Genomic DNA, 21,575 nt, shown 5'->3' on the forward strand with positions numbered 1-21,575 from the left:
CGAGCCGGTCCCCGGACGCACAGGAATTGCCACACCAGACGATGCTGTCGCCCACCAAAAGCACATCGTCGGGACCGTCGTGCCAGGGCTGCGCCGTGCCCATGCTGCGGTCGTTGATGGCCCAGTCGTTGCGGTTGAGAAACGAGCCCGACTGGGAGGGCGCAGGCACTTAGCCGACGACGTTGTTGGCGTCGAAGATCGGGAAATCAACGGTGCCGCCCAACCGCAAGGACAGCTCCGAGACACCAAGGAAAAGTGCAGGAACGAGGAACAGAACTCGCTTGTGTTTCATAATTCAAACCGCCCGAAAATTCATTGCATCTCATGCAGTGGGCGGCGCAACTGCACGACTCACTGCAGATACGGCGAGTATATCACGAGCTGATCGCCTTGCCCCTGCCCTGATCAGGAGTTCGGCCGCGGGCGCGTTCCGGCCCTTGCCGGCGACTGAGTAGGTCGTGAGAACGGGCTCGATCACCGCCCAGGCGAAGATCTCGCGGATCTCGGGCACATCGTTGATCGACAGCAGGAACCGCCCCTCGATGCCGCGCAGGGGGAGCGGCCATAAGCTTTGGCTGATCGGCGGGGGGCTTAGCGGTTCGCCCCGTGTTGGAGGGGGCTGCAACCCCCTCCGGCCTCCCTTGAGGCGGGCAAGGTCACGGGAAGGTGGCGGGATCGGTTCAGGTGTCCCCGAAGAGGCGCCCGCCTTCGGCAAACGCTTCCCCCCAAGCCTCATAGTGGCGCGCGTGGAACTGTGCCTCAGTCACGCCCGAGACGGTCAGATCCTCGACGTGCATCAGGTAAAGCAGATCCCCCGGCGCGGTATTGAGGAACGCGTTGTTCGGCCCAGAGTTACCCCACAGGACGTAGCTCGACGTGTTGACGGTGAAGCTATTGGCATTGCCGCAGAGCGTGACAAGCTGATTGCCAACCACGTTCCGTCCCGCGCCAGCCGCGTTGAACACGGCCCCCGCGCGCGCGTAGGGCGCCACGCCGTTGAAAATCTGCAGGTAGTCCGGGGCGGCGCCCAGTGACGCATAGACGAGCCCGGCGTTTTCGCGATGCAGGTGCGGCGCTTCCAGATCGCCGTCCCGAAGGTATGCCCCTTGTTGGCCACGATGTCGGCGCGCACCGCCTCCGGCAGGTGCATGAAGATCCCGCGGTTCGCGGTGTCGTTGTTGAGCTGCGAGTTGAGGATATGCAGCCCGCCTTTGCCGCTCAATTCAACGAGCGCGTCCCTGGCTAGCGCCCGGACTTCAAACGCCCCGGCCATGCTGGCCTCGGTGCCGGAGCCCACCATGCCGATGGCCGTGTCATGGGCGAAATTGTAGACACTCGATCCATTTACCGGAGCCGCGGTCCGCGCCCCGGTGGCCGATGCAACGTCGACCAGAAACAGGCTGCCATTGGTTTGCAGCGCATGGTTGCGCACGACAGGCAACGCGAGGCTGGCCCCGAAATCCACGTCGCCAAGCACAATCTTCTGACCCGTCATCACCAGGCCCTCCTTTCGATCTCGTTGATGATCCACGCGGCAATCTCGGCATTGAGCGCCGTGCCCCAATGAATGGGGTCCTCGCGCTGCGACCGCGGCACGGTCCCGGCGGCAACATCGGCTTGGTCGTCGGCAGAGCCGGTGGCGAACTGCCAGGACCATGGCCGCACGCGCAGCACCCTGTCGCCGTACCGCGCGGCGGCCCAATCCTCGAGCGCCATCACGGCGGTCTGCTCGGGCGAACCGATACCCTCCTCGGTGGGCACACCGGGTTCAATCGAACCGCCCGTCGTCGGGGTGATGATCAGGAACCGCTTTTCGGCGGTCGGGATCGCATCGACAAGGGCCGCGATGTCCTCCTGAATCTTCGCGGCGTTCGTGCGGTTGTTGGTGCCGACGCAGATGATGCGCGTCCCGTTCTCCCGCCCCGACAGGTCCACCACGAAAGGCGCCTTGCCGATCCATGTGGGATCGCCCGCCTCGGCGCGCGTGAAGGTCTTCTGCGTGGGCGAGACGCGGGTGAGAGTGCCATAGACCCCGCCCAGCCAGCCCATCAGGCTCGCACCGTCAGTCGACGGAATCGAGACTGTGGTGGACGTGACGGTCACCGCGCCGCTGGCCGGGATCGTGTCCCCTGTAATGGTGACAAGCGTGTAACAGGCGTTGCTCCGGGCCGCGATTTGGAACGAGGCCTCGCCCTCCACCCCCCAATTTCCGATCACCCGGTCCGGGCCTGAGCTTTGATCTCGTCGCATGGGCCTGGGAGGACCGGCGCAGCCTGGCCGGGCGGCCGGCGCGATCGCCGGCTTGGCGCCTGGGACTGGACACAGGTGGCAGATGCCCCGGTGGACCATGCCGCGCGGGCAGAATATCGTGGGCAGCGAAGAGACGTGCCGCAACAGTCAGGATTCCCGGCAAAAATCCTATCGCCCGAACGGCCCATCCAAGAGGATAATATGGCAATCACCACGCGCCGGATCATCGGTCCCGCTCTGCTTCCTGATGGCACCGCCCCGGTGAGCGGCAAGATCACCTGCACCCTGCGTGGGTGGGACCGCGAGACCGGGGCGCCGGTGCTGCCGTTTTCCTCGGTCAGCGACATCGTCGAGGGGATTGTCGATGTTTCACTTTGGGCTTGTGACCTCGGTGAGCGCTATGACGTGCCCGGCCCATCCCCTGCCGCGCTCTATGACATCACGATCACGGCGCCGAACGCGGCAACGGGGGCGTGCCAAAGTGCAACGTGGCGCGTTGCCGTGACAGCCGGTTCTGGGGATCTCGTGTTCGCGGATCTGCTTGCCGCGGGGGAGGTGGCAGAGCCGACCCCGCCCGACCTGCTCGCGCCGTGCCAGGCCTTCGCGCCGATTGCGCGCACGGCAACCGAGCGGCTCCACACCTATTTGCGGGCCGATTATGCCGCGATCTTGCGGATCACCGGCATGGTTGCAGGTGATACGGCGCTCGCCGCGAGCACGATGCATCTTTACGAATGGTCGGGCTCGGCATGGGGCGACCTCGGCGGTCCTCCGCTTTCTACCTTGCACGACGCGATTGACGGTGAAGAAACCGCCCGCATTGCCGCTGATGCCCTCAACGCGCCGCTCGCATCCCCTGCCTTGACGGGCACCCCGACCGCGCCCACGGCTGCGGTCGGCACAAGCACAACGCAGATTGCAACGACCGCGTTTGTTGGGGGCGCCGTCGGCAATGAGGCGGCGGCGCGGGTTGCGGCAGACGGCGCAATCAGGGACGATCTGACTGCGCTCACCGGCCGCATTGCGGCGCTTGAGGGGCGGGATCTGACGGCGCGGAACGCTGTCCTTGAGGCCGGGAGTGCCGCGCCCGAAGTGCTGCGCTATCACACCCGTGCCCAGGCCGCCGCCGCAACGGTTGTTGCGGGCGTCGATCTGATCGAGGTGCAGGCCTATAGCGAAAGCACCCCTGCCGCTCCGGCGCTTTATGCGCGCGCGGCGAGCGCATCTGTCGGCTCTTTCCAGAGCGCCGATGGTGCGCACTGGGCGCCTGCCTGGGCGGAGACGCAGCTGGAAATGCTGGGTGCTCTTGGTGATGGCGTGACGAGCGATCAAGCCGCATGGGGGAGCGCGAAATCTCTGGGCAAGCCGATCCTGCTGTCTCGCGCTTATCTCGTCACGGATGACGCAAACCCGGTTGGCGTGCCGCTGATCGGGTCTGGCCGGATCATCAAGGCGGTTACGGGCGGGCATGTCCAGAAAAACAGCTATTCCGGGCGCGGGCCGGTGCGCAACCGGCAGCACCTTTGGCTTGCCAAGCAAACCGCCAATGCAGGCACGCCGCTCAAGGTGGCGATCTGCGGCGACAGCACGGCCACGAATAGCTATGGGCTCAATATCGCAAACACGGTGAAATCCGAACTCGAGGCCAGTGGCATCCCTGTTGCAAGCCTTGTCAACAGCGCCATTTCGGGAACCGGCTGGACAAGTGGGGCAACGGCTGTTGCGGATATTCTCACGGCATACGGTGAGCAAAAACACCTGCTGATCATAAAATACGGCATCAATGAGGCCGAAACGGCGGGCGATACGGCCGGAATTTGCCGCGATATTCTGGCGCAACTCGCAGCGGTTCGGGCCAGCACCTATGGTGGATATGACGATCTCAGCATTTTGCTGATCATGCCGAACTGCCTTGGGAATAACGCCCTGAGTGCCACCGGTCGCAATAACCTGTGGTTGGAGTCGATCCGCGAAATCTACTACAATGCTGCGGATGCGTATCAATGCGCGATTTATAACCCCTATGACGAGGCTGGCAACGCCGTGGGGGGCGAGGGCAGATGGCTCGATCGCCACCTTACCCATCCGCAGGTGTCTCTCAATCTCGATATCTGGGGGCGCGCAATCCGCGAAACAATGGCGACTGCCGGGAGCTATCGGCGCAACGGATTTGTGCAGCGCGCCTTTGTTGACGGCGTTGCGCCTGCCGCATCTGGCTCGATAACCCAATACCCGATGGGTCTGTCCGTCATGCGGGCGCAATCGTCGGATGGATGGCCATTTAATGGTATTGTGACGACGATGCGCCACCCGGATACCGTGGGATGGCAGCGCCTTGACGGGGTCACGTTGAGTTTTGCGCAAGGCCGCATGCGCGACTGGATGACTGAAGCGGCGATTTGGTCTGCCTGGCCGGGCGCATCTGTCGCGCTGACGCTGCAAAATAACTGGGTGAGATATAATGCAACGCTCGCAGCGCCGCATGTGCGCAGGACTGCAGACGGCCTTGTGTCGCTTGGTGGTGTTGCGAAAAACGGTGTGATCTCGGCTTATTCCAACGTGGCGATACTTCCGAATGGCTATCGCCCCGCATCGGCGCAATACGCCCTCGGCCAATGCCTCACCGGGTCAACCGTCGATACCTGCATCCTTCACGTGCTGCCGACCGGGGAGATCCAGACCGTGCGCAATGTCGTCGCGGATTATCTCAGCCTCGACGGGATCACCTTCTGGGCGGCCTCGTAAGGCACCGATCTCACCCAACCCAACCAGGCCCGCCATCTTGGCGGGCTTTTTCATGTGCGCTCGGCGCTGGGCCCGGAAAGGGCACATCATCATGACTGACCTGCCCGCCGATCCGCCCGCAGCCGTTTATCCACAACGGGTCTCGCGCGCCAATGTCCTGGCTTCTGCCGCAACAAGGCGCGCAAGGGCCGCGCGCTCGCATCCGGTTTCCGCCATCGCCCGTGCCCAGATCCGCGCCACCGAGGCGGCAGACCACGGCAGCACCGCCTGCGCCACCCAGGCGCGGGCGGGCGCGGGCAAGCGGTCATGCGCGGCCATCGGATTTTCCCGTCGCCGCGCGCGCAGGCCGGTCGCAAGATTGCGCCTCATGCGGCGCGGCCCCAGCGCGGGAAGGGGTCTTCAAGATCTTCCCAAAGCCCGGGCGCGAAAGTCGTTTCCGGCACGAGGCAACGATGGAGCATGGTCTCGATCCGGGCGCGGTTCATCGTGCCAAGCCTCCCGATGAATACCATCTCTTGCCGACGGTCGCCAAATTCCTGCGCCACCTTCGCCGCCATCCGCGCGCGTGCCTCCTCGGGCCAGTGATGCTCCGGCACGGCAGCCCACCACAGGCCGAGTGCCTTCACCTCCAGCATCGGCCCGGCGGCCGAGAATTCCCCCACCCAGTCGGGCCGCGTGGCAAGCCAGAAATGCCCCTTGGCGCGGATCACCCCGGGCAGCGGCGTCTCGAAAAACGCGGCGAGTTTCGCGGGCTCGAAGGGCCTTTCGGCGCGGAACACGAAAGAGGTGATGCCATATTCGGCGTCCTCGGGCACATGCGCGGCAAAGCCGTAAAGCTCTTGCGCCCAGGTCGGGTGGCGATGCGCGGCCTCAAAGCTGAACCGCCCGGTGCCGAGGATCTCGGTCGGATCGACCATGCCGTGATCGGTTTCGATGATCTTCGCATCGGCATTGAGCGCACGCAGGATCGCGCGGGCATTGGCCAGATCCCCGGCGCTGGCCGACGACACCTTGTTGAGCACGATCACATCGGCAAATTCGATCTGCTCGGTGAGCAGTTGCACAAGGCTGCGTTCGTCCTCGGGCCCAAGCTCCGCGCCGCGGTCCGCCAGAAACTCCTGCGCCGAGAAATCCCGCGTCAGGTTGGCCGCATCAACCACCGTCACCATCGTGTCGAGCCGGGCGATGTCATCGAGCGCGGCGCCGGTGTCATCGCGGAACGCGAAGGTCGCGGCCACGGGCAGCGGCTCGGATACCCCGGTCGATTCGATCAGCAGATAGTCGAAGCGACCCGCTTCAGCGAGGCGGCGCACCTCCAGCAGCAAATCGTCGCGCAGGGTGCAGCAGATGCAGCCGTTGGTCATCTCGACCAGCTTTTCCTCGCCGCGCGTGAGGCTTGCGCCCGCGCGCACCAGATCGGCGTCGATGTTCACCTCGGACATGTCATTGACGATCACCGCCACCCGCAAACCAGCGCGATTGGCAAGGATGTGGTTGAGAAGCGTGGTCTTTCCGGCGCCAAGAAAGCCGGAAAGCACAGTGACAGGCAGACGGTCGGGCATGGGGGACTCCACGTTATAAAGTTACATTGTGTTATAATGTAACTTTCTGGAGCGCAAGACCGGAAGGCTGGCAGGCCGATTGCCGTGAGCGCGAGGTGCCCCCGCTCCGCGGTTGAATTTGATGGCGATGGAATAGGCTTGGCTCGGTTTGTCAGCGCGCCCGGCGGGCGGGGAATTGGCCCACCTTCCTCACCGCCGCCACCTGCAGCGCGGGCGAATGAAAACTGCCCATCTTGCCGCCCCCGGCGCCGCGACCGGGGGGGGGCTATCGCAGGGGGGCGCGGGGGCAATGGCGCGAGATCAAGGCCGCGTGCCTCCCTCTGCGCTCCACTCTAAAAAGAGCGGGTCGGGGGAAAAAATAGTTGCGGTGGAAGCGCTTTCGGGTATCCCGCCGGGCAAGCCCCGGGAGCATGCATTGGCCCCTCTGGGGATCGCCTCTCCAGAGACGGAACTTCGTCATGACATCGCATGAGACCTGGGCCTATTCTCGCAAGAGCCCCGCGCCGCCCCGCCACACATATGCCCCGCGCTACCGCCGTGAGATTGATGGCTTGCGCGCAGTGGCCGTGCTTCCCGTGATCTTCTTTCATGCGGGCTTTGTGGCGTTTGGGGGCGGTTACGTTGGCGTTGATGTCTTTTTTGTGATTAGCGGCTATCTGATCACCCGCATCCTTCAAGATGAGATCGCCCGCGATGCCTTCACGCTGGCGTTTTTTTACGAACGCCGCATTCGGCGCATTGTGCCCGCACTTCTGGTGGTGATCGCCTTTACCGCGCCCTTCGCTTGGGCCTGGATGTCGCCCCAGCAGCTTGAGGATTTTGCTGCCAGTGTGTTTTCCGTCGCGCTCGGGCTGTCGAATTTCTTCTTCCTGAGCCAGGTCGATTATTTCTCCCCCAATGCCGAGTTGCAGCCGCTGATGCACACTTGGAGCCTGGCGATCGAGGAGCAGTATTACTTCCTGTTCCCTGCCGCGCTCTACCTGCTGCGCAAGCTGCGCCGCCCGATGCTGTTTGCGGTTCTGCTTGTCGGTGTCTGTGTCAGCTTTGCAATCTGCCTCTGGGGGATGAGCGAGAACCCGGCGCGGAACTTTTTCTTCACGCTGTCCCGGTTCTGGGAGATTGGCTTCGGCGCGCTCCTCGCGGTCGGGCTTGGCGCGCGCGACCGGCTGGGGGAGGGGGCGGTTGCGGGCGCGTTTGCCGGCCTTGGGCTTGTGCTGATCTTTGTGGCAATCTTCCTCTTCAGCGCCACAATGCCCTATCCGGGCCCGCTCACGCTGGTGCCGGTGCTTGGCACCGGGCTTGTGATCCTGTTTGCCGGGCCCGCGACCCTTGTGGGAAAGCTCCTGGCGGCGCGCCCGTTTGTTGGGATCGGGCTGATTTCTTACAGCGCCTATCTCTGGCACCAGCCGCTGTTTGCGCTGTTGCGTCTGCGCAGCGTTCATGACCCGAGCCCCGAAGCCCTCGTGGCGGTTGCCGTGGCTTCGTTGTTGCTGGCCGGGGTCTCCTGGCGTTTTGTGGAGCAGCCTTTGCGCAAACGCCGGGGCCTGTTTGGCGCGCGGCCGGCGCTCTTTGGGGCAGCGGGCGCGTGTTTTGTGCTGCTGATCTCGCTTTCGCTGGCCGGGTATCTGGCGAAAGGCGTGCCCGCGCGCTTTGATGCGGGCGTGACGCGCTATCTGAGCGCGGCAACGGACCGCGCCGACCGGGGCGATGGCTGCTTTTTTGACCTCAACCATGATCTGCCGCGCCAACCGGTGCCCGGTTGCGCGCATCCCGATGCCAAGGCGCGGATGGATGTGCTGTTGCTGGGCGACAGCCATGCGTTGGCGATTTCCGAGGCGGTGGGCGCGCTTCTCGAGCGCCGCGGAATTGGCTATTACGATGTCGGCTACGGAGGGTGCATCCCCTTGCCTGGGTTCCATCGCGTCGATCTCGGGCCCGCGCATCGGTGTGCGGCGTTTGACACGTCGGTGCTGGATTATGCCGCCCAAGCCGGGGTCTCGACCATCGTGCTCACCGCGCGCTACACGCTTTATCTTGAGGGGCACCGTTATGACAACGGCGAGGGCGGGCGCGAGCCGGGGGCAGATGCCTATATTGATGTTTTGGGCAAAGCGGGCGGTGTTGATGACCCGGAGCGGCGCGCACGCGTGTTGAGGGCCTATGAAGCGCAGATCCGTGACCTTGCAAAGCGGTTCGAGGTGGTCCTTGTCGCGCCGGTTCCCGAACCGGGGTGGAATGTGCCGCAGGTCGGCTTCAAACATGCGCTGTTTCGGGGCCGTGACAGTGTGGTCTCCACCTCTTACGCGGGCTATCAGGCGCGGAACGCAGAGGTGAATGCCCTGTTTGAGCGGCTTGCGGCAGAGCTTGCCCGGGTGCGTCTGGTGCACACCGCCGAGGCGTTTTGTGAGGCGGCATCTGCACGGTGTGTCAATGCCGATGCGCAGGGTGTTTACTATTTTGACAGCGATCACCCAAGCCAAGCCGGGGCGCGGCGTTTGGCTCCGCTTGTGGTGGAGGCCATCGAGGGCGCGCGCGCGGCGATACGGCCATAACGCCCTCACGGTGCGGTTGCGCGCTCCGATGGGGGCCATCCCGGAGGATCTCATAGCCCCCGTTGACCGGCCGTTTCCCGCGCGTTGCAAAGCCCATCATAAGACCGGCCTTGCTGCGCCAATCAGGCAACGGAACGCTCTGCCCCTTTCGCGCCGGGGTCAAACGATGGCGTCGATCTCCGCCGCCCAAAAGCCGCGCAGCGGTTCATCGCGGATCGCGCGATCAGAGCCCCAGCCCATCCGGGAGGGGAGATTGACTTCGCCGGGCCCGCCAGCCGCGGCACGCACCAGAGGCGGCGCCGCGGTGGTGGCCCGCCCCAGATCGGGACGGTCCAGAGGTTCCGCTTAGCGCTCCTTGATCCGCACCCGCCAAACCGCGGCCGGGATCGTGACCGTGGCCCCGGACATATTCGCCACAGTGATCCGCACCTTGCGCTCTGCGACCACTTGCGCGGTGTAGATCACCGCCCCCACCGCGACGCTCGGCGCCACTTCGACGAAATCGCCAACATTGCAGCGAAGACTGATGTCTGCGCTGGTGACGCTGGCGCCGTTCAGCAGTGTCTGCCCCGCCCACCAAAAGTCGACGATCTTCGTGTCGCCCTGGTCGCCGTGCTCGTACCAGCGCCCGTAGTAATTCACGAAACTGGTGAGCGTGTTGGCTTCCATCGAGTGATCACGCTCACCGCGGAGCCAGAACTCGGTGCTGTGCACAAGGGTGATCGGCGTGGTGGCGAGGATCGTCACCTCCTGCCCGCTATATCCGCCCACCAGCCCGGTGATTTGCCCGCCCTCGGCTTGCGTGCAAACAACAAACCCGGTGCGATTGACGTCCGGGGTCGTCGAATCCGTGCGCAGCGGGTGGGATTTGACCTCGAAGGAAGAGCCGGAATACCCGCCGCCCGAGGAGACAAAGAGCGCGTCTTTGTAGACCCCGTCGCAGTTGGAGTATTTGGTCAACTCTTCCAGCTTCTCGCTGGCGACCATGTCGTTGAAGGCGTATTTCGGCAAGCAGACCCCGGTCTCGAACGGGTCCACCGCGTGAACGTGGCAATTCGACAGACGGTTTCCGGCGCCGGTGATGCGGAAGGCATCGTAAAGCCCGTCGCTCTCCAGGCTCGGGTTCTCGGCCAGCCCGTTTGCAATCATGTTGTTGTGGCTCTCGATCAGCCAGTTGTGCCCCCAGGAGAAGTCCCCGCGACAGTTGATCAATCGGTTGAACCCGTTGTCCCCGGTGAGCCAGATGCCGATGTCGGCGTTTTCGCCAGAGGTGTTGACGACAAAGCAATTTGCCCCGTCGATCATCACCCCGACATTGACCATGTCCGGGCCGGTAAGTTGGCGGTAATCTTCAACATTCTGCGAACAGCCGAACTGGTTGTTGACGGAGTAGATGTCGAAGCCGCCGAGCCGCAGGGCGCCGCGCCGCGTGGTGCTGCTGCGGTTTTTGCAGCAATCCCATCCGGTGCAATCGGCCACGGTCGCGGCGCCAGAGCGGAGATACACGCCCTCGTCATTGAAGAAGCGAAACCAGCTGTTGCGCACACTGGCCCATTTCCCGGTCAGATTGACGCCGCGCGACACGTTGTTCGATCCGTCGCCATTGCCCTGCACATAAAGGTTTTGCAGGGTGATGTTTTCGCCGGAGCCATAAAAGCTGTCCCCGTAGCCCGGATTTCGGATCACGGGCCCCATGCGCGAGCCCTCGAACCGGCCCACAAACGCCTTGCGGTTATAGCCCGTGGTGTCCACCGGGCTGAGCAGGTATTCCGTATCCGCCATGCTGGTGAAGAGCAGCACGGACACATCCGACTCCAGAAAGGCCTGGACCGCGTCCCGGTTCTCCGTCTCGGATTTGTCGACGCCGCCCCCGAAATCTTCGATCGTGACGGCCACGTCGGAGGCCACCAGACCGCTCGCAACCAGTTGTGCGCCAAAATCGGCGAACGGCTGGCGCGCAGCCGCGCCATCGCTATAGACGAGCACCTCATCGGCAGATGTGACCTGAGGCAGCACATTCGTCGTTATTTCATCCGACATTAGACAAACTCCTCGATGTTGAGACCAGATACCGGGCGAGCCGCACCGTCAGCGTGCTGCGGCTCGATCCAGTGGCACGGCATGCCCTGCACGAGGCGGGCAGCGGTTGCGAGAGCGACGACGGCGGCATCGCGCGCTGTGGCGATGCCCGCCTCATCGGCCCCCGGGGGGATCGGCACGGTCGCAGAGACCGGGATCGCGCCCATGGCAAAGCTGTCAAGATGGCCGCCGGCATGTGCGGTCGGGATGGTGTCGATCATCAAGCGGTCCTCCCGGGGGCAGAATTGCACGCATGGCGAGATCATCGCCGACAATGTCCGAACAAGGCGTTGCGGCAACGCGCGGTGCAAATGCATCGCGTCGAGCATGGCGGGCGCGGGGGGCCGGGCGCTTGGGCTCCAGACCGGTTGCGTTCAGGCTTTTGGCGTCAGTCAGGCTGCGCAAGGAGACCTGAGTGATGCGCAATCTTCACGGGCTGTCCGGCGCGCAGATGCCCTGTCTCTGTTGATCCGGCGCAATCTGCTCGGGGGGCGTCCGTGAGCCCCCTTCAGGCCTGCGCCAAGCTGGTGCCGCGCCCATCTGTCGCCGCGCTATATCTTGCTCGCGCCGGGCGCGGCCTCGGACGGCGCGTCGAGCCTGGCCCGCCCCAAGTCGCAGAGGACGAGCCCGCGGGGCGCCATCGACTCGATCAAGGGCGCCCCCATGGGCACGATCCTGGCGCCGGCGTGAGGGAACCGCAGCATCAAACCCGGGGATCGATCTCCCTACTCCCGGTAATATCCCGCGCCGGAGGCGGCATATTTGTTGTTATAGCCGTAAAGCTTCATCTTCTCGCCGTCGACCTGGCTCATGATCAGCCCGCTGACCCGCAAGTTTACCGCGTCAAAAACCTTGAGCGCGTCTTGAATCTGGCTGCGCCCGGTGGTGTTCCAGCGCACCGTGAACAGCACCGCATCGACCGAGCGCGCGATGATCCGGGCATCGGGCACCATCAGAACCGGCGGCGAGTCGATCACGATGTAATCGAACTGATCCCGCATCTCGGCGATGAACTTGTGATAGGCGTCCGACATGAAAAGGTCTGCGGCGCTGATCGTCGAATCCTCGCCAAGGATCACCGTCAGCCCTGTCCGCTCATCCTTGACCGCGACCTCATCAAGCTCCCCCTGACCTGCCAGCAGGGTGACAATGCCCTTTTTCACGCTGCGCTTCGGGAAATAGGCGCTGAGCATGCTGCGGCGAATGTCTCCCTCGACCAGAAGCACGGATTTGTCGATGCCCACCAGCGTCTGTGCCAAGGCGAGTGAATTTGTTGTCTTGCCCTCTCCCGGAACCGATGAGGTTACCATGATCACCTTTGGCGGTTGGTCGATGTTCGACAGCAGCACAGAGGTGCGCAGGTTGCGGAAAGCTTCCATCACCGCCGAAGCGGGCTTGCTCAGGATATAGTCGAGAATCCCCGTGCGATCCTTTGCCGGAATCAACGGGATCTGCCCCATGACAATGATGCCGGTATCCTGTTCAAGCTTGCGCGCGCTGCGATAGCTCGTGTCCATCATCTCACGCGCCATCACGATCCCGGCGCCGCCCAGAAGGCCAAGGAGGGCACAAATCGTCAGCACAAGGCTCTTGCTTGGTGCGGTCGGCTTGATCGGCACGACGGCCGCGGAGAGCAAGCGGCTGTCCGCCTGCTGGATACCCTGTTGTGCGGAGGTTTCCTTCAGGCGCGACAGAAAATACTCATAAAGGGCGCGGCTGGCATCCGCCTCGCGGGTGAGTTGCTGCAGCGTGATCATGTCGTCACCCTGCTTGGATATCTGCGCCATCAGGTTATCGAGCGACCTCTTGATCGCCTTGTTTTGATCCTGCATCCGGGCCACCTCGAGCTCGGTGCGCGCCACAACCTGTTCGAAACGATGATCAAACGCCACGGTATTCGTCTCGTCGATCTGCGCAAGCTGCGGATCATGCGCGGCAAGTTTCTTGTCTTGCAGCGTCTGCGCGGCGTTCAACGCCTCCAGTCGGGTCTGCGCCGCGGTCAATTGCTTGCCCGACTGCTCATACCGCTCGCGCAGATCCTTGAGCTGGATCTCCATCGAGGCCAGCGCTTCAGGCGAAATAAGCGTGGTCTGTGAATTGAAGGCTTTGACTTTTTCTTCCGCGAGTTCGAGCTCAAGCTTGAGTTCGCTGACGCGGTTGGCAAGCCACTCGGTGGCCTGCTCCGTTGCCTTGAACTTGGCTTCGATCTGGCCCAGCGTATACAGCTCCGCCATCGTGTCAGCGATCTTCGCCGCCTTCTCGGCCCCCTCCGAGTCGACCCATATTTCAAATACATAGCTCGAAGAAACATTTCGAATCTTGACATGATCGAGCAGTTCCGAGACCACCGCGGCGCGAATTTGCTCCGGTGTCGCCGGAGCCGAATTGCCGAAAGGCAGCACGCCGAGCACGCGCGCGATCAGTGAGGGCGGCTTCAGGGTCGCATTGAATTCCGGGTCATCGAGCAGGCCGAGTTTGTCGACGGTTTTCTCCGCGAGGCTGCGCGAGCGCAACACCTCCACCTCGGTGTTCAACTCGCTTGAATCCCCTGTCAGGCTGCCCATCATGCCTTCGAGGTCGATCACCTGCGGCTTGCGCGTATCGAGCATCACCGTTGCCGTCGCCGTGTAGATCGGCGTTGCGATGAACAGCACAAAAATCAGACCCGCGAGCACCATTGCAGCAAAGCTGATGGCGACGGTCTTCCACCCCGCCCTCAAGGTGAGGATCACCTGTCCCACATCAATCAGGTCGTCATTCGCCTCGGAGCTAGGCCTTTGGATTGTGGAATTCTTTTGCATTCACTGTACCTTTTGATCGGTGCTGGCACGCACCTTAGTATAAGTTCCGCAAGGGGCGATACACACAATTATCGAAGACTGAAGTGCCCCCCGGGGCCAGAGTTATTCCCAGTCATAGCGAAAAGATGACGATTGCCGCGCGGATGGGCTTTGGGGCGCCATTTACGGAAGAGAAGTGATCGCGTCTGTCCCTCCTGACGCCATGCCACGCGGACGATCTTGCCCGTGCCAAGGGCCAAGCAGGGATTCGCGATGTGACTTCCGTGCCGTTCGGGCCGTGCAACACTGCCGCGCGGAACAGATCGCAATTGTCCCGGAGTGCTCCTTTCGGGCCGATGAACCGCGGCATTTGCCCGCCCCCCGCCTGCAGGCTTTTGCCGGTTGCAGGGGCCGCGCGGCTCAAAGACGAGACATGACGGGCCCGCCCCGCGCAATTCATGCGGTGAACTTGGGAAGGGCTTTGCACGGCAAAACCGGGGGCAGGGGGCGCGGATCGGGCCTATGCTTCGATGCCATCTCGCTCAGCTCCTGACGCGCAGAAAGCGCAGGTTCCCGGGGCATATCAAGGCAGCGGTGAGCCCCCCGCCTGAAAAGGCCCCCGTATCCACAGAGATGATACCATCAGCACATACTGGATCGGCCACGATCGTGTGGCCATGCGCGATCCACAATCCGTCGAGGCGCGCCCTGCGGCCGAATTCTGGGTGACCCCAGCTCAATGCGGACTCTGTTTGCGCCTCGATCGGGCGCAACGGGTCTGCGCCGGCATGCGTGACGACAAGCGTTCCGCTGCGCCACAGACGCGGCAGCGCTCGGAGCCAGGCCTCGATCTCAGGCCCGATCGCCGCGCGGAGTTGCGCTGCAGCCGCTTCCATGCGCGCGCCCCCCGAGGCCGGCCCCAGGCCGCCGATGCCGAAACTCGCCAGAGTTTGCAGCCCGCCGCAGTTGAGCCAGCGTGGCCCCTCCTGCGCAGGCGCATCCAGAAAACCAATCAGCATGTCTTCATGATTGCCGCGCAGCACCGTCAGCCGATCACGACAGGCATGGGCATGGCGCAACACCGCCGCGGACGCCTCTCCGCGATCCACAAGATCCCCGACGCAGACAATGGCGGCTTGCGGGGCCGCGTTGTCGATCTGCGCGATCAAGTCCAGAAACGGGTCGATCATGCCATGCACGTCGCCAATCACCGCCACAGCCATTTCTGGCTCTGGCGGTGCAAAGGAAACGGGCAGGGGCTGCGGCAGGGGGCGGTTTCGCCTGCCGGCGCCGAATCGCTGCAAAGCAAGGCGCATGATGGGTTCCATCTTTCTACCGGATCAGCCGTGCCGGACCCCTGAACCATCCAATAATGCAAAGCGGATCAGGCACAAAAAGCCAGAGCGGTGAATCGTTCCGCTCTGCCGACAAATCCGTTCAAATGGCGAGAACGCGCGACGCTCAGGGCGTGGTCGAGTTCGCCGCACCGCCGCCGCCGCCAGATCCGGCCAGCGCGGCAATCGCAAGAGCCCCAAGCGGAGCAAAGAACACCAAGTTCGTCGCCTGATTGACCGGCAGATCGCCGTTCGGCAGCGTGATGATCGGGCCGCATTTCCCGTCATCTTTCTTGACGGTGTTGGGGTCGTCGCATTCGCATTGGCCGCTCGGGGCAACGCTCTGCCCGGGCGGGCATTTTTTCACATCGGCATAGGCCGCACTTCCACCGATCAGGCCGGCAAGCACGACAAGAACAAAGGCGCGTTTCATGGCAATCTCACATTTTGGGATGGGCCTGAGGCTACAAAGTAGCACGGATTGGGGGGGCACCACAAAGCGATAATCCGCAAAATGCACGCACAAGGCCGTTCGGGCCGCCCATCTTGGGACTTTGCCACGCAAATGCGCAGCCCGCATCCAAGGCGCTCAAGCGGCAAGCACTCTGAACGCGCCACGCCGGTGCGCCCCGTAATCGACACAAACTGCGCAAAACTTTCGCAAACCTGCGTGGACTTGTCCAGCCGCGGGTAAACCTTCGTTAAGTCACCGCTGGTCTACTCCCTCGGGCAGGGCTGTGGGAGCGCTGCCCCCGTGCTTTCGCACGGTCTCTACTGGGGTGAAACATATGACATTTCTCTTCGCACGCCTGCGGGCGGGGCTGCTGAGGCCGCTTGTCTTCGCATCTTTGCTGGGGCTCGCATGTGGCGCGGCTCCGGTGATGCCGGTCGCACAAGCGCAGGCGCAGACCGCCGCGGTTTCTTACGCCGCAAGCCGGATTGTCGTTCGCGGCGATCTCGGCGGTGATGTCGGCGCCCGGGCCAACAAGATCCGCGCCATGGCGGCCGCCGGACAATCGGTGGCGATTCAGGGCACTTGCTACTCGGCCTGCACGATGTATCTCGGCCTGCCCGGCAGCTGCGTCAACAGCAAGAGCCGCCTTGGCTTTCACCGTCCGAGCTACTTCGGCCTGAGCCTTTCCCCGGCAAAGTTCGAATTCTGGTCGCAGGTGATCGCGGCGCATTATCCGCCGCCGCTGCGCCGCTGGTATCTGCGCGAGGGCCGCTACAGCGCGAGCCTGCTCATGGTTACAGGTGCACAGCTGATTGATCTCGGTGTGCCCGAGTGCAGCTGAGGCGTGCGTTCCGGCTGCACGGATGCCTGACGGGAGGGCCCGCCGCCTGCGCGGCCCCCTGATCTCTACCCGATGCGACGAAAAGACGGTGGTGCCGCTCGAGCGCGCGACGCAAGCGCCCATGCTCTTGCACGAAGGCACCACAGGGCGTCCGGTCTCGGGACCATCATCGTCGAAACCGCGGACTTCTGCGCCCGAAACCAAGCCCGCCAGGGGCGCGCCGTGTGATCATTCCTTCACCGGCTGAGTGCAGTGGATCGCGTCATATCCGTTCCATTTCAGGGGCAAGTTCACTTTACAAAACGTCGAGAGCCTCCCATTCTCCGCCGCGGATCGACACTGTTTTTACCCTTTCCGGTCGCGATGCTTTCAGCTTCAAGAGGTTTTTATGGATTTTTCAATTCACCCCAGTCTGCATTTCGGTGACTGGCTCCAGGAAAGCGGCAGTGCCATCGCGCTTTCGTCATATCAGGCGGGCAAGGTTTTGCTCCTCGGGCGGCGCGAAAACGGCGGGCTTCGTGCCAATCAGTCGAATTTTGGCCGCTGCATGGGGATCGCCTTCTCACCGGATCATCGCAGGATGTTTTTGGCGACCGAACGCATGCTGGTCCGGCTCGATGATTTTTTGACACCGGGCCAGATCTGGGAAGACGGCAGTGACGCTCTTTTTGTGCCCCGTCAGAGCTGGATCACCGGCGGGCTCGACATCCACGATCTTTGCCTTGATGCGGCGCAAGAGCCGATCTTCGTCAACACGCTGTTCAACTGCCTCGGCACCTTGGCGGATGGCTTCAATTTCCGGCCACTCTGGAAGCCTGCGTTCATCTCGGCGCTGGTGCCGGAAGACCGCTGCCATCTCAACGGTCTTGCCTGCGAAAACGGACAGCCACGGTATGTCACTGCCGTTGCTGCCACCGACAGAAAGGACGGCTGGCGGGAGCATCGTGATGCAGGGGGGCTGGTGATCGATGTGCCCTCCGGCGAAACAGTTTGCGCCGGGCTTTCCATGCCGCATTCCCCCCGCTTGTTCGGGGGCAAGCTTTGGGTGTTGAACTCCGGGCGCGGCGAGCTTTGCGTCGTCGATCCCGCCAATGGGCAGCTGGAGGTCGTGACCCGGTTCGACGGCTACGCGCGCGGGCTGGCATTTCAGCGCCACTACGCGATTGTCGGCCTTTCGTTGCCACGCTACGAGACGTTCAGCGGCCTTCCGCTCGATGCGATTTTGAGCGCGCGGAAGCTGGAGCCAAGGTGCGGCCTTTCCGTCGTCGATCTGCGCAGCGGCAGGCAGGTGGCGGGCGCCCGGATCGAGGGCGAGATGCGCGAGATCTATGATGTGCAGGTCATCGCGGGGCGTCACAATCCACAGGCCCTCAGCCTGAGAGATAAAAAACTGCCGGGGCTGGTCGCGATCGCGTCTGCGGAGCGGTGACAGGAAGAAACTTCCGCGCCTCCTGCGCTTGAAGGTCAAGATCGGCTGCACGGTGATTCGTGCTGAGTCGTGTCGAGGGGGCAGGGTGGAGAAACCCCCGCTTTCCGCGCCTTCCGTCGCGCAGCCGAGCCCCTGGGCACCGCGCCGCATCGCTCACTTTTGCGGCATTCCGAAAACTCCGGGGGCCATTGACGTGGCCCGTCAAGATTTCGTTGACGACACCAAAGTCTTAAGAAACAGTTGAGCAAGCAGGTCATGCGCGCGTCTTTTTTGTCGCGGTTGCGTCATGCCGGCAGAGTAAAGACTAAAGTGAATGGTATAGTGTTTTATGGAGGTTCATCAAAACACGTTTATTGATTGAATTCGATCTGAGGCGGAATTTTTGATTCGCCTCTAACTTGGTTGAGCGGCTGCACGTTCACCTCCTTATCTCTCGTTTTACTTACAATCCGCGGGTGCAAATGCGCCCCCCTTTGTCACGGAAACTGTCGTGGCTGCTGATGATTTTGGCACTTCGAATTCTGCCGACTACGTTTACGCAACCGGGTCCTCGTTCACGCTCGACGCGATGGCAGGAAACGACACGATCTACGCCTATTCTGGGAATATCGAGACAATCGAGATCGACGGTGGTGATGGCGCCGACAGTATCTCGGTCTATGGCCAGGCGTTCAATTCGAGTTACGATCCGGCGAGCCATTCCTGGGTTTACACGCTCGGGGGCGCGGTCACCGTTGCTGGCGGCGCGGGCAACGATAGCATCTCTGTTGATCTCGATGTCGCGCAGGCGCTGATCGATGGCGGGGCGGGCAATGATACGCTCCAGATCGACAGCTACCAGAGCTCGGCAGCAGCCTATGGCATGACCGGCCAGCACTTGACCGTCACCACCGGGGAAGGCAGCGACACGATTGCGCTCACCAATTGGCACACTGACCGCGACAACGTCACCGTGGTCAGCGACTTCACCGCCGGAGCGGGCGGCGATGTGCTGGATCTCTCGAACGTGTTCTGGAACCTCGGCTGGGATGGCTGGTCCAACCCGTTCGGAGGGACGATCTTCTTCGAGCAGCGCGGGGCCGATGCGGTTTTGCTGGCCGATTTCGGATATGGGCAAGTGATCCTGCTCACGCTTGCGGGCGTTGATGCGAACGATCTGAGCCAAGACAACGTCGCGGGCGGCTTCCTGCCCGATGTGCATCAGGCGACGGGCCTTCTGCTCGTCGGGACTGACAGTGCCGATACGCTCACGGGGGGCGCCGACAACGACACGCTTATCGGGGCTGCGGGCAACGACCTGCTGATCGGCGGAGCGGGGGCTGATCGCCTCGATGGGGGCGCCGGCACAGACCGTGCCTCTTACTCGACATCCGCGGTCGGCGTGTCGCTGAACCTTGCGACCGGAAGCGGCACAGCGGGAGATGCGGCTGGCGATGTGCTCACGAGCATCGAATTCGTCATCGGCTCCGCTTACGGCGACAACATCACGGGGGATTCTGCGAACAACTACCTCTCCGGTCTCGCGGGGGACGACATGCTGGTGGGCGGTGCAGGGAATGATACGCTCGTTGGTGGCCTCGGCGCAGACACTCTCATCGGGGACTCGGGGGCCGACATTCTGGAGGGCGGCGCGGGGGCCGACATTATGGACGGAGGCACGGGCATTGACCGCGTGAGTTACGCCTCCTCCTCGGCGGGGGTGCGCATCAACTTGGCGACCGGCGCAGCCTCGGGTGGCGATGCTACTGGCGACGTGCTTTTGAGCATCGAGCAGGTGCTCGGCTCGAACTATGCCGATTATCTGCTTGGCAGTGCCGCGGACAACGTTCTCTCCGGCGGGGCTGGCAACGATACGTTGATCGGGGGGGCCGGTGCCGACACCCTGAACGGCGAAGCGGGTACTGACGGCGTCTCCTACTACGCTTCGGCGCTGGGCGTTTCGGTCGACCTGTCGACCGGCCTTGGCTCGAACGGGGATGCCGCAGGCGACCTGCTCATGAACATCGAGAATGTCTTCGGGTCGGCCTATGGCGATGCCCTGAAGGGCAACGACCTGGCCAACTTCCTCTCGGGAGGGGCGGGCAACGACACGCTCTCCGGCGGCGGCGGCAATGACCAGCTGCTGGGCGGTCTCGGCGCGGACGTTCTCGACGGTGGCTCCGGGACGGACATCGCAAGCTATGCCGCCTCTGCGGGCGGGGTCTCTGTCGATCTTTCCTCCGGGATCGGTATCGGGGGCGATGCCGAAGGCGACATCCTCTCGGGGATCGAGACCCTGATCGGTTCGGCCTATGCCGACAGGCTCACGGGCGACGCCGGCGACAACACGATCTTCGGCGGCACGGGCAACGACAACATCCATGGCGGCGCCGGGGACGACACCTTGCGCGGCGACGCGGGGGGGGACACGATCGACGGCGGTGACGGCATCGACCTTCTGTCCTATGCCACGTCCTCGGCGGGGGTCGTGGTCGACCTTGGCACCGGCGTCAGCTTTGGCGGCGATGCCAGTGGTGACACGCTCGTCGATATCGAGAACATCTTCGGGTCGAACTATAGCGACACGCTCGTGGGCGATGCTGGCGACAACCGCCTGCATGGTGCCGCGGGAGATGACGTGATCACGGGCAACGCGGGCAATGACACGCTGAACGGGGGGGGCGGCGCGGATACCTTCATGTTCCATCTGGGCGACGATGTCGACCGGATCGGCGATTTCTCTGCCGAAGACACCATCGAGATCGACACGGCCCTGTGGTCCGGGACGTTCTCCACTCTCGTGAGCACGATCGCGGTCCAGACGGTCGACACTGTCGAGCTGCATTTCTCGGGCACCGATGTGCTGGTGATCGCCGGTTTCAACCTGGCCGACCTCAGCGCTGCCGAGTCTCAGTTCGTCTTCGTCTGAGCGTAAACCCGGGGCGGGCGGGATAATGCGCCCGCCCGTCCCATGGTCGGAGACAGTCAGCCGCTTGCGGCCGTGATCTCGGCTTTGGCCGTTGGCAGATGCCGTCTGGCAAGGCCCGGCCGGTAAGCTGCGGTCAGAGTGTGGGGCGGCCAGAGTGTGGGGTGGCCAGAGTGGAGGGCGACGGGGAGGCGGGTCACTGGGGAGGCAGGTCACTTGGCAAATCGCCGCTGCGCCCAAGGGGCCGCGCGCGCGGCCCGAAGCATGCTCCCTCTTGTCGCCCAAAAGCGATTCGCCTTAGGTTTAAAAGCCCGGCGTCGGGCTTTCACCAAATAGTTAAGATTTTGTTGACGACGTCCGATTCTTGCTATTTGCTGTGCGAGACATGATGTCACGGCAGAGCTGAGCGTCATGTATTGTGGTGGGTGATGACCGTTAAAGAGTCATGATTGCGGGGGTTGCATGGTTCCGATTTTATTCTCTCAGTGATTGCAGCGCAGTGGGCACTTTTTGTGCGCACGCCAAATACTTCCTTCCCGTCAGGTGAATGACGCTTCGTGCAGGCTGCTCGTCTGCGCGGATTTCTGAATGTTTCCTGATGCTGACCTGCCTGATCCCGGGAGCGGCGCGCACGCCCTCGCTCG

The 21,575-nt window shown here is 63.2% G+C and carries 15 protein-coding genes and 1 pseudogene; 6 read left to right on the plus strand and 10 right to left on the minus strand.

Features of this window, described 5'->3' with window-relative positions; translation table 11 throughout:
• Positions 1-169: 169 nt before the first annotated feature.
• From ACFSM0_RS17055 to ACFSM0_RS17065, 3 genes are all read right to left on the minus strand, one after another.
• On the minus strand, positions 170-292 hold the full coding sequence (locus tag ACFSM0_RS17055) for a hypothetical protein (protein WP_377393345.1): 123 nt from the start codon (positions 290-292) through the stop codon (positions 170-172).
• A 388-nt stretch (positions 293-680) separates the two neighbouring features.
• Entirely contained in the window at positions 681-992 is a 312-nt protein-coding gene (locus ACFSM0_RS17060) for a hypothetical protein (RefSeq protein WP_377393348.1), read from the minus strand.
• A 502-nt stretch (positions 993-1,494) separates the two neighbouring features.
• Positions 1,495-2,217, minus strand: a complete 723-nt coding sequence (locus ACFSM0_RS17065) for a hypothetical protein (RefSeq protein ID WP_377393351.1) — start codon at positions 2,215-2,217, stop codon at positions 1,495-1,497.
• Between the two features lie 18 nt (positions 2,218-2,235).
• Between ACFSM0_RS17065 and ACFSM0_RS17070 the strand changes: the two are divergent.
• Positions 2,236-2,424: pseudogene (locus tag ACFSM0_RS17070) on the plus strand (phage tail assembly chaperone); the annotation flags it as partial.
• Positions 2,425-2,451: 27 nt separating this feature from the next.
• Entirely contained in the window at positions 2,452-4,995 is a 2,544-nt protein-coding gene (locus ACFSM0_RS17075) for an SGNH/GDSL hydrolase family protein (protein WP_377393429.1), read from the plus strand.
• Between the two features lie 126 nt (positions 4,996-5,121).
• On the opposite strand, the gene ACFSM0_RS17080 is transcribed toward ACFSM0_RS17075, so the two are convergent.
• Together ACFSM0_RS17080 and ACFSM0_RS17085 are read right to left on the minus strand one after the other, a co-directional pair.
• On the minus strand, positions 5,122-5,313 hold the full coding sequence (locus ACFSM0_RS17080; protein ID WP_377393354.1) for a DUF6525 family protein: 192 nt from the start codon (positions 5,311-5,313) through the stop codon (positions 5,122-5,124).
• A 47-nt stretch (positions 5,314-5,360) separates the two neighbouring features.
• Positions 5,361-6,557 carry a GTP-binding protein gene (locus tag ACFSM0_RS17085; RefSeq protein ID WP_377393357.1) on the minus strand — a complete coding sequence of 399 codons (1,197 nt, stop codon included), beginning with the start codon at positions 6,555-6,557 and terminating at the stop codon, positions 5,361-5,363.
• A 458-nt stretch (positions 6,558-7,015) separates the two neighbouring features.
• Between ACFSM0_RS17085 and ACFSM0_RS17090 the strand changes: the two genes are divergently transcribed.
• On the plus strand, positions 7,016-9,109 hold the full coding sequence (locus ACFSM0_RS17090) for an acyltransferase family protein (RefSeq protein ID WP_377393360.1): 2,094 nt from the start codon (positions 7,016-7,018) through the stop codon (positions 9,107-9,109).
• 345 nt (positions 9,110-9,454) lie between these two features.
• On the opposite strand, the gene ACFSM0_RS17095 is transcribed toward ACFSM0_RS17090, so the two are convergent.
• From ACFSM0_RS17095 to ACFSM0_RS17115, 5 genes are all read right to left on the minus strand, one after another.
• Positions 9,455-11,149 (minus strand): hypothetical protein, encoded by a 1,695-nt coding sequence (locus tag ACFSM0_RS17095; protein WP_377393363.1) that lies wholly within the window; start codon positions 11,147-11,149, stop codon positions 9,455-9,457.
• A complete protein-coding gene (locus ACFSM0_RS17100; protein ID WP_377393366.1) occupies positions 11,149-11,409 on the minus strand; it encodes a hypothetical protein in 261 nt (86 codons plus the stop codon). The genes ACFSM0_RS17095 and ACFSM0_RS17100 overlap by 1 nt, the downstream gene beginning before the upstream one ends.
• 504 nt (positions 11,410-11,913) lie before the next feature.
• Complete coding sequence (locus ACFSM0_RS17105) at positions 11,914-13,989, minus strand: GumC family protein (RefSeq protein ID WP_377393369.1); 2,076 nt, start codon at positions 13,987-13,989, stop codon at positions 11,914-11,916.
• A gap of 521 nt (positions 13,990-14,510) precedes the next feature.
• Positions 14,511-15,191 carry a metallophosphoesterase gene (locus ACFSM0_RS17110; RefSeq protein ID WP_377393372.1) on the minus strand — a complete coding sequence of 227 codons (681 nt, stop codon included), beginning with the start codon at positions 15,189-15,191 and terminating at the stop codon, positions 14,511-14,513.
• A gap of 238 nt (positions 15,192-15,429) precedes the next feature.
• The gene (locus ACFSM0_RS17115; protein ID WP_377393375.1) at positions 15,430-15,735 is read right to left on the minus strand and encodes a hypothetical protein; all 306 of its coding nucleotides are present in this window, start codon (positions 15,733-15,735) and stop codon (positions 15,430-15,432) included.
• Between the two features lie 355 nt (positions 15,736-16,090).
• On the opposite strand from ACFSM0_RS17115, the gene ACFSM0_RS17120 reads away from it, so the two are divergent.
• The 3 genes from ACFSM0_RS17120 (at position 16,091) to ACFSM0_RS17130 (ending at position 20,934) form a co-directional block, all read left to right on the plus strand.
• On the plus strand, positions 16,091-16,597 hold the full coding sequence (locus tag ACFSM0_RS17120) for a hypothetical protein (RefSeq protein WP_377393378.1): 507 nt from the start codon (positions 16,091-16,093) through the stop codon (positions 16,595-16,597).
• 247 nt (positions 16,598-16,844) lie between these two features.
• Positions 16,845-18,026: a TIGR03032 family protein gene (locus tag ACFSM0_RS17125; RefSeq protein WP_377393381.1), complete on the plus strand. Its 1,182-nt coding sequence runs from the start codon at positions 16,845-16,847 to the stop codon at positions 18,024-18,026.
• A 490-nt stretch (positions 18,027-18,516) separates the two neighbouring features.
• Complete coding sequence (locus ACFSM0_RS17130) at positions 18,517-20,934, plus strand: beta strand repeat-containing protein (protein ID WP_377393384.1); 2,418 nt, start codon at positions 18,517-18,519, stop codon at positions 20,932-20,934.
• Positions 20,935-21,575: the final 641 nt, after the last annotated feature.

Origin of the sequence: Rhodobacter lacus (assembly GCF_042683065.1) — a bacterium.
GTDB lineage: Bacteria > Pseudomonadota > Alphaproteobacteria > Rhodobacterales > Rhodobacteraceae > Rhodobacter > Rhodobacter lacus.